The 12,872-nt window shown below is 66.7% G+C and carries 11 protein-coding genes; all 11 read left to right on the forward strand.

Annotated elements, in window-relative coordinates; translation table 11 throughout:
- Window positions 1–795, forward strand: coding sequence for an ABC transporter permease (locus AB0M45_RS19145; protein ID WP_364330402.1), 795 nt, complete (start codon window positions 1–3; stop codon window positions 793–795).
- Window positions 796–834: 39 nt separating this feature from the next.
- Window positions 835–1,662, forward strand: coding sequence for an ABC transporter permease (locus AB0M45_RS19150; RefSeq protein ID WP_364330470.1), 828 nt, complete (start codon window positions 835–837; stop codon window positions 1,660–1,662).
- Window positions 1,659–3,011 carry an MCE family protein gene (locus tag AB0M45_RS19155; protein ID WP_364330405.1) on the forward strand — a complete coding sequence of 451 codons (1,353 nt, stop codon included), beginning with the start codon at window positions 1,659–1,661 and terminating at the stop codon, window positions 3,009–3,011. The genes AB0M45_RS19150 and AB0M45_RS19155 overlap by 4 nt, the downstream gene beginning before the upstream one ends.
- Window positions 3,008–4,084, forward strand: coding sequence for an MCE family protein (locus tag AB0M45_RS19160; RefSeq protein ID WP_364330408.1), 1,077 nt, complete (start codon window positions 3,008–3,010; stop codon window positions 4,082–4,084). Before AB0M45_RS19155 ends, AB0M45_RS19160 begins: the two co-directional genes overlap by 4 nt.
- Window positions 4,084–5,094: an MCE family protein gene (locus AB0M45_RS19165; protein ID WP_364330411.1), complete on the forward strand. Its 1,011-nt coding sequence runs from the start codon at window positions 4,084–4,086 to the stop codon at window positions 5,092–5,094. Before AB0M45_RS19160 ends, AB0M45_RS19165 begins: the two co-directional genes overlap by 1 nt.
- Window positions 5,095–5,131: 37 nt before the next feature.
- Window positions 5,132–6,364 carry an MCE family protein gene (locus AB0M45_RS19170; RefSeq protein ID WP_364330473.1) on the forward strand — a complete coding sequence of 411 codons (1,233 nt, stop codon included), beginning with the start codon at window positions 5,132–5,134 and terminating at the stop codon, window positions 6,362–6,364.
- A 53-nt stretch (window positions 6,365–6,417) separates the two neighbouring features.
- A complete protein-coding gene (locus AB0M45_RS19175) occupies window positions 6,418–7,626 on the forward strand; it encodes an MCE family protein (protein ID WP_364330476.1) in 1,209 nt (402 codons plus the stop codon).
- Window positions 7,623–8,864, forward strand: coding sequence for an MCE family protein (locus tag AB0M45_RS19180; RefSeq protein ID WP_364330414.1), 1,242 nt, complete (start codon window positions 7,623–7,625; stop codon window positions 8,862–8,864). Before AB0M45_RS19175 ends, AB0M45_RS19180 begins: the two co-directional genes overlap by 4 nt.
- A 29-nt stretch (window positions 8,865–8,893) precedes the next feature.
- Window positions 8,894–9,610: a hypothetical protein gene (locus tag AB0M45_RS19185; protein ID WP_364330417.1), complete on the forward strand. Its 717-nt coding sequence runs from the start codon at window positions 8,894–8,896 to the stop codon at window positions 9,608–9,610.
- Between the two features lie 10 nt (window positions 9,611–9,620).
- Window positions 9,621–10,355: a hypothetical protein gene (locus tag AB0M45_RS19190; RefSeq protein WP_364330420.1), complete on the forward strand. Its 735-nt coding sequence runs from the start codon at window positions 9,621–9,623 to the stop codon at window positions 10,353–10,355.
- A gap of 409 nt (window positions 10,356–10,764) precedes the next feature.
- Window positions 10,765–12,872: DNA-directed RNA polymerase subunit beta (locus AB0M45_RS19195; protein WP_364330423.1), on the forward strand; the 2,108-nt coding region annotated here is incomplete at its 3' end.

Here is a 12,872-nt window from a genome sequence, read left to right on the forward strand (position 1 = left end):
GTGAATTCCACCCTGGCGCGATTGCGAACTCCACTGGAGTCGGGGTTTACCCAGGTCGGCAACATCTTTGCGCTGTTCATCGATGTCCTCCGCAAGACGTTCCGCCGACCCTTCGAGTGGCGGGAGTTCATCGAGCAGTCGTGGTTCATCGCGAGTGTTTCGATCCTGCCCAGCGCGCTGGTCGCGATTCCGTTCGGCGCGGTCGTGGCATTGCAAACCGGCTCGCTGATCAAACAACTGGGCGCCGAGTCCTTCACCGGCGCGACCAGTGTGCTGGCCACCGTCCAGCAGGCGGCTCCGGTCGTCACGGCGCTGATCATCGCGGGCGCGGCCGGGTCGGCGGTGGCCGCCGATCTCGGCTCACGCACCATCCGCGAGGAAATCGATGCCATGGAGGTGCTCGGTGTCGATCCGGTGCGAAAGCTCGTCGTACCGCGCGTGATCGGCATGATGCTGGTGGCGTTGCTGCTCAACGGCCTGGTGTCGGTGGTCGGTATCGCGGGCGGCTACTTCTTCAACGTGCTGCTGCAAGGCGGAACGCCCGGCGCCTACCTGGCGTCGTTCTCCGCGCTCGCGCAGCTGCCGGACCTGTGGATCGGCGAGATCAAGGCAGCGGTGTTCGGCCTCATCGCCGGCGTGATCGCCGCGTACAAGGGGTTGCATCCCAAAGGGGGTCCGAAAGGAGTCGGTGACGCGGTGAACCAATCCGTGGTGATCACATTCATGGTGCTGTTCTTCGTAAACCTCATTCTGACCCTGGTGTACCTGCAAGTCGTCCCGGCCAAGGGCTCCTGATCGATGGCCACGTCATATCGCACCCCGGTCGCAAGGTCGATGCGCCGGGCCGGAGAAGTCATCCGCATGCCGCTCAACGTCATCGATCGCGCGGGCGACCAAATGTCGTTCTACTCCCGGGCCATCGCCTGGATCCCGCGCACCGCCGTGCACTACCGCAAGGAGGTCATGCGGCTGCTGGCCGAAGTCACCTTCGGCACCGGCGCGCTCGCGGTGATCGGCGGAACCATCGGCGTCATCGTGTTCATGTCCGGCTCGGTCGGCGTCGTCGTCGGCCTCCAGGGCTTCAAGGCGCTCGACGCACTCGGCAGCTCGGCGCTCACCGGCTTCCTCACCGCCTACATCAATACCCGCGAGATCGCACCGCTGGTCGCCGCGCTGGCGCTATCGGCAACGGTCGGCTGCGGTTTCACCGCGCAGCTGGGCGCCATGCGGATCTCCGAGGAGATCGACGCGCTCGAGGTGATGGCGGTCCCCGGCATTCCGTTCCTGGTCACCAGCCGCGTGATCGCCGGATTCCTCGCGGTGATCCCGCTGTACATCGTGGGCCTGCTCGGCACGTTCCTCGCCTCCCGAATGGTCAGCATTTGGTTCAGCGGGCAGTCCAGCGGGTCCTATGACCACTATTTCAGTTTGTTCCTGCCACCGGAGGACGTCCTCTATTCGTTCCTCAAGGTGCTGGTCTTCGCCTTCGTGATCATCATGGTGCACTGCTACTACGGCTTCCACGCCACCGGCGGCCCTGCGGGCGTCGGCGTCGCGGTCGGTCGCGCGGTCCGCGCCGCAATCGTGCTGGTGAACATCCTCGACTTCTTCCTCAGCCTCGCCATCTGGGGCACCACGACCACGGTCCGGGTGGCCGGATGACCCGCGGGGTGCAGACCTGGCGTTCGACGGAGAAGCTGCGCGTCCGGGTGCTCGGCATCGCGTTCTTCGCCGTGGTGGCGCTGTTCCTGTGGACGACGGTCGCGATCTACAACAAACAGTTCGTGCGGACCGTGCAGGTCGATCTGATCACCGACACCGTGGGCAACGCGCTGACCCGCAACGCGGACGTGAAGGCCCGCGGAGTCACCGTCGGCGAGGTGCGCTCGAGCCGTTCCGAGGGCGGCGAGGTGACGCTGCGCCTGGCCATCGATCCGGACAAGGCGCAACAGATTCCGGTCAACGCGACTGCGCGGCTCCTGCCCAAGACGCTGTTCGGTGAGCGCTATGTGGACCTGGTGATCCCGGAGGACCCGAGTCCGAAGCAGCTGACCGACGGCGTGACGCTGCACCAGGACGTCAGCGGCAACGCCGTCGAGCTGAGCAAGCTGCTCGATGACCTGCTACCGCTGCTGCAGGCGATTCCGCCGCAAGACCTCGCCGCCACCCTGGGCGCACTGTCCCAGGCTCTGGCCGGTCAAGGCCTCGCGCTCGGTCAGAGTCTGGACCGGCTGGACGAGATCTTCCGCCAGGTCAACGGCGTGCTTCCCGATCTGCGGGCCGACCTGCGCAGTTTCGCCGAGGTGGCCGCCACGTACTCCGACGCGGCCCCGCAGCTGATCCAGGCGCTGGACAACCTGCGCACCACCAACGCGACGATCGTGCAGCGGCGCACCGACATCGATGTGCTCTACCAGACCCTGACGCCGACCTCGGCGATCACCGCCGATTTCCTGATCGCCAACCGCGACAACATCATCGAGGTGGCCGCCGACTCGCGTCCGGCACTCGAGCAGCTGGCCTATTACTCGCCGAACTACGCCTGCTCGCTGGCGAACTTCGCGCAGTTGAAGCCGCGCATCGACAAGATCTTCGGCAAGGGCACCGATCGGCCCGGCTCGCGGGTCACCATCGAACTGACCAATACTCGCGGCAAGTACCTGCCGAACCAGGACGAACCGCGCTGGCTGGACACCAGGGGACCGTGGTGTATCCCCGAGATGCCGTTGGGCGTCGACCCCGGCCAGTACACCGGCGGTCCGAACAACGACGGCTCCTACGCGGTGCCCAGCCGCAACCCCGGTGACCAGGAGATCGGCAAGCTGGAGCCGCCGCAGTTCGGCGTCTACCCGGCGAGCAAGATGCCCACGATCGCCGGTTCCCCGATGGAGCAGCAGTCGCTCGGCGCGATCTACGGCGCGGCCAATGGTGTCGCGCCGGATCAGGTGCCGGGCTGGGTGACCCGGGCCGGTGCGCCCGCGTTCCGCGGAAGCGAGGTAAGCGTGCGATGAGGCAGCCGTTGCGTGGCCTGGGCGGACCGCTGGCCAAGCTGATCATCTTCGCGGTGGTGACCTTGTTCGTGACCACCATGCTCGGATTGTCCATCGCCAACTACAGCCGCGGTGGCACCGGGTTCAAGGCCAGATTCACCGACGTCACCGCGCTCAACCGCGGTGACGAGGTGCGCATCGCGGGCGTGCGGGTCGGCAAGGTCACCGATGTGTCGATTGTGGACAAGCGTGTGGCCGAGGTGAAGTTCGATCTCACCGACCGGGACTGGTTGCCCGCCTCGACCACCGCGACGATCAGGTACCGCAACTTGGTCGGCCAGCGCTACATCGCCTTGGAACAGGGCACCGGGGCGCAGGGCCGCAAGCTGACCGAGGGCGCCACCATCCCGTTGGAGCGGACCAGGCCCGCGTTGAACCTCACCACTCTGTTCAACGGCTTCCGGCCGCTGTTCCGCACGCTGACCGCCGAGGACGTGAACAAGCTGTCCTTCGAGATCATCCAGGTCTTCCAGGGCGAGCAGGGCACGATCCACGATCTGGTCGCGAGCACGGCGAATCTGACCAACAAGATCGCGGACAAGGACGCCGTGATCGGTGAGCTGACCCGTAACCTGACCGCCGTGCTGGACACGGTCAACCAGCGCGACGACCAATTCGACCAGTTGATCGTGAACACCGAGGCGCTGATCAGTGGACTCGCCGCGGAACGCGACACCATCGGGCGCTCGGTGACCTCGCTCGCCGACCTGACCTCGGCAACCTCCGACCTGCTGGTGCCGGTCCGTCCGACGCTGCAGGGCTCGATCGCGGGCCTGAGCCAGCTGACCGGCACCCTCGACCAACGCCAGGACGAGGTGAACGAAGCGCTGTACAACCTGCCGATCAAGATGGAAAAGCTCGGCCGCGCCGGTAGCTACGGCTCCTGGTTCCAGTTCTATCTGTGTGGCATCGATATCGTCGTCGGGCCGGGCGCGGTCGACGCGCCGCAGCTCAACCTGCCCGCCGGTATGCCGACGATCAACCAGCCGCTGTACACCAACGCGGCGCCGCGCTGCCAGGGGAGGGCTCGTTGATGGAAGATCGCACCCTGCTCGGCCAACGCAGCCCGGCGTTCATGGGCGTGCTCGGCCTCGCCATCGTGCTCCTGGTGACGGTGTCGGCGTTCTTCCTCGACCGGCTGCCCATCATCGGGGCCGGTACCAAGTACACCGCGGAGTTCACCGAGGCCGCGGGTCTGAAGGGGGGCAACGAAGTCCGGATCGCGGGCGTCAAGGTCGGTTCGGTGTCCGATGTCCGGCTCGACGGCGACCGCGTTGTCGTGGACTTCCGCACCCGGGACGCGTGGATCGGCAACGAGACCACCGCGTCCATCCAGATCAAGACCCTGCTCGGGCAGAAGTATCTGGCGCTGGACCCGAGGGGATCGAAGCCCGCCGACCCGGATACGCGGATTCCGCTGTCGCGCACGGTTTCTCCGTACGACGTGGTGGACGCGTTCACCGACGCGGCCCGCAATATCGACCAGATCGACACCGCCCAGCTGGCCACCAGCATGCGGGTGCTGTCGGAGGCGTTCGAGACGACGCCGCCGGAGATCCGCGGCTCCATCGACGGTGTGGCGCGGCTGTCGGAGACACTGGCCAAACGTGACCAGGAGCTGAAGAAGCTGTTCGCCGCGACCAGGCAGACCACCCAGATCCTCGCCGACCGCAACGCCGAGTTCGAGCGGCTGCTGGCCTCGGGTGGTCAGTTGCTCGCCGAGCTGAACATCCGCCAGCGGTCCATCGCACAGCTGCTGGACGGCGCCAAATCCGTGTCGGCGGAGCTGACCGCGCTGGTGCACGACAACGAGGAGCAGATCGGGCCCGCGCTGACCAACCTGCGCGCCTCGATCGACCTGCTCAACGCCAACCAGCAGAACATCTCCAAGACACTGGAACTCGCGGCGCCCTTCTACGGCCTCTACGCCAACGTGCTCGGCACCGGGCGCTGGTTCGACGCGGTGATCGTCAACCTCGTTCCGCCCGCGCTGCCCGAGATCCCCGGCTACCGTCCGCCGGTCCGCACCCTGGGAGGTAACTGACGTGGCGGAGAACTGGCGCAGCGATCCCGTCGGAGCGGTGCGCAATTCCGGCCGCGGCGGCAAGGTGGCCATCGCGTTGGTCGTCGTCCTGGCCGTGCTGGTGGCCGTAGTGCTGTGGTGGCTGTTCAACCGGCTGACCACCACCAAGATCACCGCGTACTTCGATCGCTCGGTCGGCATCTACGAAGGCTCGGACGTGCGCATTCTCGGTGTGCCGGTCGGCTCGGTGGATTCGGTGGAGCCGCAGGGCGATCAGGTCAAGATCGTCATGAGCGTGGATCGCAAGTACGACGTGCCCGCGGGCGCGCGGGCCGCGCAGATCACGCCGTCGATCGTGTCGGACCGCTACATCCAGCTGACCCCGGTCTACAAAGACGGACCGAAGATGCCGCGCAACGGGACCATTCCGCGTGACCGCACCGTTACCCCCGTCGAAGTGGACGAGCTGTACAAGAGCATCACCGAGCTGTCGGACGCGTTGGGTCCCAAGGGAGCCAACGCCGATGGCGCGGTGAACGAACTCGTGCGCACCGGCGCGGCGAACCTGGCCGGCAACGGCGAGGCGCTGGCCAACAGCCTCACCCAGTTGTCGCGGGCGGCACGGTACCTGTCGGACGCTCGTGGGGATATCTTCGACACGATCAAGAATCTGCAAGCCTTCGTCACCATGCTGGCGCAGAACGATCAGCAGGTGCGGCAGTTCAATGTCCAGCTGGCCGACTTGTCCACGTTCCTGGCCGACGAACGCGAAGATCTCGGCGCCGCATTGCATTTGCTGTCGATTGCGCTGGGTGACGTTGCCCGCTTCATCGACGACAACCGGGATCTGATCGCGAGCAATGCCGAAGGGCTGACCACGCTCACCAAGACGCTGTCCGATCAACGCAACGATCTTGCTGCCCTGCTTCCGGTGCTGCCGTTGGCGCTGAGCAATCTGATCAACGTGCACAACGCCGAATCCGGCACCCTCGACATGCGCGCCAATTTCACCGACCTGCAGGACCCGTTCGGCGTGGTGTGCAAGATGCTCGACCTCTCCAAGCTGATGCCGGGCGACCCCGAGTTCGAGGCGCTCGGCAGGCAGATGCGGCCGATTCTCGACCACTGCAAGGAAATCACCGACCAGATCACCGCCGGAGTGAAGACCCCGACGCTGATCCTGCCGTTCGGCATTCTCAGCGGCGAGAACCAGCAGCGCGACCCGGTGCCGGGCACGGTGCCGGGGACCGAGTCGGATCGGCTTCCGCCGTCGCAGGGAGGAGACCGATGACCGCCCGAATCCGTTCCGTCGCGCGGGGTCTCGGCGCCGCGCTGGCGCTCGGCATGTCCGCCGCGCTGGTCACCTCGTGCGCTGCCGACGGTATCTACAGCGTGCCGCTGCCCGGTGGCGCCGATGTCGGCGAGCACCCGATCCACATCGACATCCAGTTCGACGACGTACTCGACTTGGTGCCGCAGTCGGCGGTCAAGGTCGACGGCGTGCCGGTCGGCCGGGTCGAGGAGATCACCATCGGCAAGGACCAGTGGACCGCGACCGTGCGCACCCTGGTGCAGTCGTCGGTGGACCTGCCCGCGAACGCGCACGCCGAGGTCAGGCAGTCGAATCTGCTCGGTGAGAAGTTCATCGAGCTGTCCCGCCCCGTCGCCGACCCGGATCCGCGCCGCCTGGGCGACGGCTCGGTGATCCCGCTCGACCGCACCAGGCACGCCACCGAGATCGAGCAGGTGCTCGGCGCGCTGTCGCTGCTGCTCAACGGCGGCGGTGTGGCGCAGTTGCAGCCGATCGTCACCGAGCTGAACAACACCTTCGGGGGCCGCGAGGAGCGCGTGCGCTCGCTGATCGAGCAGGCGAACACGCTGATCAACGGCCTGAACGACCAGGTGGACGACATCACAAGGGCGCTGGACGGCCTCGATCTGCTCAGCAGCAGGGTCAGCACGCAGACCGAGCAGATCGGCAAGATCCTCGAGCAGTTGCCCGAGGGCATCACGATCCTGGAAGAGCAGCGACCGCAACTGATCGGACTGCTCGCCCAGCTGGACCGGCTCGGCCAGGCCGGCTTCGACGTGCTGAACACGTCGAAGGACGACCTGATCCGCGATCTCACCGCGCTGCGGCCTACGCTGCAGGAACTCGGCCGCTCGGCACCGGATCTGGTGACCGCGTTCCCGCTGATTCCGACCTATCCGTTCCCCGACTCGGCGCTGGAGAGCACCTTCGGCGGGCAGGTCAACACCTGGTTGTCGGTGGACCAGCAGATCGGCGTCACGCTCAGCAATCTGGGCGTGGGCAAACCCGATCCGGTCTACATCCCGCCGCTCGGCCCGCCGGTGCCGGTGGACCCGACCAACCCGTACTACGGCGGCAACGGTCCGCGGCCGGGCTGGCCGACGGTGTCGATCCTGCCGCTGCCGCCGCTCATGGCGCAGCCGCCCGCGCCGGGCGTGCCCGCGGGTCCGGTCGGGGCGATCCTCGAACAACTCGGGGTGGGCGGCGGGACACAACAGAGCGTAGGGAGTGGTCCGCGGTGACACGTCTGGTCCGGTGGCAGCTGATCACGTTCGTGGTGATCGCGGTGGTCGGCGTGGTCTTCGTCGGCGCCAAGTACATCCGGCTCGACCAGATGTTCGGATTCGGTCAGTACAGGGTGCAGGTGCAGGCGGCGCAGACCGGCGGTATCTACAAGGGCGCCGAAGTGACCTACCGCGGCGTCCCGGTCGGCCGGGTCGGCGAGCTCGAGCTCACCGACGACGGCGTGCTGATGAACCTGATCATCGATTCGAGTTCGCCGGATATCCCGGCCTCGGCGAAAGCCGTCGTGGCCAACCGATCCGCGATCGGCGAGCAGTACCTCGATCTGCAACCCACCTCGGACGGGGGTCCGTACCTGCACGACAACTCGGTGATCACCGAGGTGACCACGCCGGTGCCGGTCGAGCAGTTGGTGGCCAGTGTGGACAACTTCACCCGGTCGGTGGATCTGAACGCGCTCAACACCACGGTGCGTGAACTCGGCAAGGCGTTCGACGGCAAGGGTGACGATCTGCAGGTGCTGGTCGAATCGCTGAACCAGTTCACCGAGACCTTCCACGCGACGCTGCCGCAGACCATCCAGCTGATCCGGGACGGCAGGATCGCGCTTGGTACCCAAGCCGAGCAGTCCGCCGCCATCCGCGAGTTCAGCGACGGTCTGGACAAGCTCACCGACCAGTTGCGCTCCAGCGATCCCGACGTGCGCAGGCTGATCGGCACCGGAACCGCCGCGGGTGAGCAGATCGGCGCGCTGATCGATGAGAGCGGCGGCGCGCTCACCCAGGACTTGGCGAACCTGCGCTCGACGCTGCAGGCGATCTCGCCGAAGTTCTATGCCATCCGACCGCTGCTGCAGTTCCTTCCGCAGCTGTCTATCGGCGGATCCTCCACCGCGCCGGGTGACGGCACCAGCCACTTCGGTTTGGTACTGGAGACCAACAATCCGCCCGCCTGTACCGTGGGCTACGAGGGCACGTATCGGATCCTCGAACAGATGAAGGCGCAGAACCCGGATTTCGACGACACGCGCGACGAGTTCCCGTTCAACAAGGACGCCAAATGTCTTGTGCCCTTCGGTAATCCGACTGCCGTCCGGGGTGGCGAACGCGCCGAGCTCGCCGATCCGGCCATTGCGCAGCCCTGGGACGCCAATCCCAAGACCGATCCGGAAAAGCTGAATCTGACTCCGGTCGCCGTGCAGCTGTCGACCCTGCTGGGGGTCACGCCGAAGCGGTGACCAGGAGCAATGACGTTAGGGTGTCTCGCGTGAGTGATTCCGCGCAGGAAGCGCCGGAGGCCGCGGCGGCCGCGGCGGAAGCGACCGTGGAGCCGGTCGGAGCTCCCGCCGCCGCATCCGCGGAGGACCGGACCGATGCCGCGCAGCGGCGCTCCGGCGTCGCGGCGGTGCTCGGCAGGGCGGCGTTCGCCGGCTCGGCCGCGGTGCTGGTGGTTGCCCTGGTCGCCGCCGCGTGGTTCGGCTCGGGCTGGGTTCGTGCCGCGCTCACCGACGGCCCGCGTGCCGACGCGCGCGACACCGCTTTGGACGCCGCACGCCAGGCCGCGCTGAACATGACGTCGATGAACCTCGATGACGTGTCCGGCTCGCTCGCGCTGGCCAGGTCGTCGATGACCGGCGCGCTACTGGACTCGGCCACGAAGAACAAGGACCAGGCGGAGAAGCTGGCCCAGCAGAGCGGCGTCGGGATGACCTCGAAGGTGCTCGGCGCCGCCCTGACTTCGCTCAACAGCGAGCAGGACAAAGCGTCGGCGCTGGTCGTGCTGCAGGTGACGGAGAAGGCCGAGGACAAGCCGTCCGCGGAGTACCGCTATAGCTGGACCGTCGACGTGGCCAAGGACGGCGAGGTGTGGAAGGCCGAGCAGATCTCCTCGCTCGGCCAGCCGGTGCTGCTGAGCGGTGGCCCCGGCCCGCAGTCGCCCGCGCCTGCGGGGGATCAGCCCGCCGCGCCGAAGCCGGGATCGTAGGAGGACTTCCATGACGTCTCGCCGACCGGTCAACCGGGTCACGTCCAAGCGCCGCCCAGCCGCCGAACAGCCGTCGCACACCGCGACCCCCAGGACCGAGCGCACCGCACCGGGCCGCAAGCCGCGCGTGGCGGGCGTTTCCCGGCCTGCCGGGGTATCCGGTGCCTCCCGCGTCGAGCAGCGCCAGGAGACGGCCGGACTATCGCGATGGCGCGGGATGCTGCCGTGGCAGGTGGACGGCCGCCGAGAGGCCGGACGTCCGCGCTGGGGCGTCGTCGCGGGATTGCTGGTCGCCGCGCTGGTGCTGGGCGCCTTCGCATGGCTCGCCGCCCAGCGGCCCGGAGTGGACACCTCGAACCAGGCGTACGTGAACAACGAGGCCACCCAGGAGGTGCGCGCGGCCGCCGACCACGCGCTGCGGACCGTCTACGCCTACGACGTGAAGAACATCAACGGCTACCGGGACGCCGCGAAGCAGGTGCTCACCGGAAAGATGCTCGCCGACCTGGACAAGTACGCCGAAACCACCATTTCGGCGGTCAAACAGGCGCAGACCAGCGCCGATGCCAAGCCCGACCCGATCGCCGTGACGTTGCTCACCGACGATCGCGCGGAGCTGCTGGTCAATCTGGTGGTGAGCGCCAGCAAGAACGGCGTGGCGCAGCACAGCGTCGCCGGTCCCGTCGTCCTGCACATGCAGAAGGTGGACGGTCGCTGGCTGGCCAGCGACATCGTCGACCAGTAATGTCCGGCGGATCGCCCGGGATGGCCCAGCGCGGCAGGCGATCTCGCTAGGGTCTCGGCCGGGCCTGCCACTTGACGAGCTTCGCCCGACCCGTCACGCTATTCACAACAGCGGCAGCTGTCACAGTGGCTTTCAGCGCATTGCGGCACCGGACGCGGCCAGCGAATTCGGCCCGGCGCGCCAGCCACGTGGAGGATCACACGGGTGGTACTTTGACACCTCCGTGTACATGGGTGTAGGTTTGGACGTTGCGCTGGCTGCCTCCTGTCCATACCTCGATTTGCACACGTAAGTTCACCCTTCCGGTGTTACTTCCGTTGTTGCCTGTTCGAGTTTCGTTCGGGTTGTAACCAGCGGAATTCGTAGCAGACAAGCGACGGTCGCGGACCCACCACGCGACGCGCGTGAGGTGCTGGAAGGACGCATCTTGGCAGTCTCCACCCAGACCAAGGCAGTTGCCGGAATCCCCGGAGCTCCATCCCGGGTGTCTTTCGCGAAGATCCGTGAGCCCTTGGAGGTGCCCGGACTTCTCGATCTACAAACGGAATCGTTCGCCTGGTTGATCGGTTCGCCGGATTGGCGCGAGCGTGCGGCCGCTCGCGGCGACGTCGGCCTAGTCGGAGGCCTCGAGGAGGTGCTCGAGGAGCTCTCCCCGATCGAGGACTTCTCCGGCTCCATGTCCCTGTCCTTCTCCGATCCGCGCTTCGAAGAGGTCAAGGCCTCGATCGACGAGTGCAAAGACAAGGACATGACCTACGCGGCTCCGCTGTTCGTGACGGCGGAGTTCATCAACAACAACACCGGTGAGATCAAGAGCCAGACGGTCTTCATGGGTGATTTCCCGATGATGACCGACAAGGGCACGTTCATCATCAACGGCACCGAGCGCGTGGTCGTCTCGCAGCTGGTGCGTTCGCCAGGTGTCTACTTCGACCACAGCGTCGACAAGGGCACGGAGAAAGACCTGCACAGCGTGCGCGTCATCCCGAGCCGCGGCGCGTGGCTGGAGTTCGACGTGGACAAGCGCGACACCGTAGGTGTGCGCATCGACCGCAAGCGTCGCCAGCCGGTCACGGTGCTGCTCAAGGCACTGGGGTGGACCACCGAGGAGATCGTCGAGCGCTTCGGCTTCTCCGAGATCATGATGTCGACCCTGGAGAAGGACAACACCGCGGGCCAGGACGAGGCGCTGCTGGACATCTACCGCAAGCTGCGTCCGGGCGAGCCGCCGACCAAGGAGTCGGCGCAGACCCTGCTGGAGAACCTGTTCTTCAAGGAGAAGCGCTACGACCTGGCGCGCGTCGGCCGGTACAAGATCAACAAGAAGCTCGGCATCCACCTGGGCGAGCAGGTTATCGGTTCGGTGCTGACCAGGGAAGACATCGTCAACACCATCGAGTACCTGGTCCGCCTGCACTCGGGCGACAAGACCATGACCGCCCCCGGTGGCGTCGAGGTGCCGGTGGAAGTGGACGACATCGATCACTTCGGCAACCGTCGCCTGCGCACCGTCGGCGAACTGATCCAGAACCAGATCCGGGTCGGCCTCTCCCGCATGGAGCGCGTGGTCCGCGAGCGGATGACCACGCAGGACGTCGAGGCGATCACGCCGCAGACCCTGATCAACATCCGCCCGGTCGTGGCCGCGATCAAGGAGTTTTTCGGAACCTCCCAGCTGTCGCAGTTCATGGACCAGAACAACCCGCTGTCGGGCCTCACCCACAAGCGCCGCCTCTCGGCGCTGGGCCCGGGTGGTCTGTCCCGTGAGCGCGCCGGCCTGGAAGTCCGTGACGTGCACCCGTCGCACTACGGCCGCATGTGCCCGATCGAGACCCCGGAAGGCCCGAACATCGGCCTGATCGGGTCGCTGTCGGTGTACGCGCGGGTCAACCCGTTCGGCTTCATCGAGACGCCGTACCGCAAGGTCGTCGACGGCCGGGTCACCGACGAGGTCCGTTACCTGACCGCTGATGAAGAGGACCGCCACGTGCGGGCTCAGGCCAACTCGCCGGTCGGCGCGGACGGCCGATTCCTCGAAGAGCGGGTGCTGTGCCGCCGCGGCAACGAGGAGAACGAGCTCGTCGCGGCCTCCGAGGTCGACTACATGGACGTCTCCCCGCGTCAGATGGTGTCGGTCGCGACCGCGATGATTCCGTTCCTCGAGCACGACGACGCCAACCGCGCCCTGATGGGTGCGAACATGCAGCGTCAGGCTGTGCCGCTGATCCGTTCCGAGGCGCCGATCGTCGGCACCGGCATGGAGCTGCGTGCCGCCGTGGACGCGGGCGACGTCGTGGTGAACGAGAAGCCGGGTGTGGTCGAGGAGGTTTCCGCCGACTACGTCACCGTCATGGCCGACGACGGTACCCGCAAGTCCTATCGGATGCGCAAATTCAACCGCTCGAACCAGGGCACCTGCTCGAACCAGCGTCCGATTGTGGACGAGGGTCAGCGGGTGGAGGCGGGTCAGGTCTTGGCGGATGGTCCGTGCACCGATAACGGTGAGATGGCGTTGGG

The sequence above is a fragment of the Nocardia sp. NPDC051787 genome (assembly GCF_040681325.1).
GTDB lineage: Bacteria > Actinomycetota > Actinomycetes > Mycobacteriales > Mycobacteriaceae > Nocardia.

What these genes read in the sequence shown, in the direction of transcription:
- AB0M45_RS19150 (WP_364330470.1), top strand. Translation starts at nt 835, where the DNA reads ATGCGCCGGGCCGGAGAAGTCATCCGCATGCCGCTCAACGTCATCGAT.
- AB0M45_RS19155 (WP_364330405.1), top strand. Translation starts at nt 1,659, where the DNA reads ATGACCCGCGGGGTGCAGACCTGGCGTTCGACGGAGAAGCTGCGCGTC.
- AB0M45_RS19160 (WP_364330408.1), top strand. Translation starts at nt 3,008, where the DNA reads ATGAGGCAGCCGTTGCGTGGCCTGGGCGGACCGCTGGCCAAGCTGATC.
- AB0M45_RS19165 (WP_364330411.1), top strand. Translation starts at nt 4,084, where the DNA reads ATGGAAGATCGCACCCTGCTCGGCCAACGCAGCCCGGCGTTCATGGGC.
- AB0M45_RS19175 (WP_364330476.1), top strand. Translation starts at nt 6,418, where the DNA reads ATGTCCGCCGCGCTGGTCACCTCGTGCGCTGCCGACGGTATCTACAGC.
- AB0M45_RS19190 (WP_364330420.1), top strand. Translation starts at nt 9,621, where the DNA reads ATGACGTCTCGCCGACCGGTCAACCGGGTCACGTCCAAGCGCCGCCCA.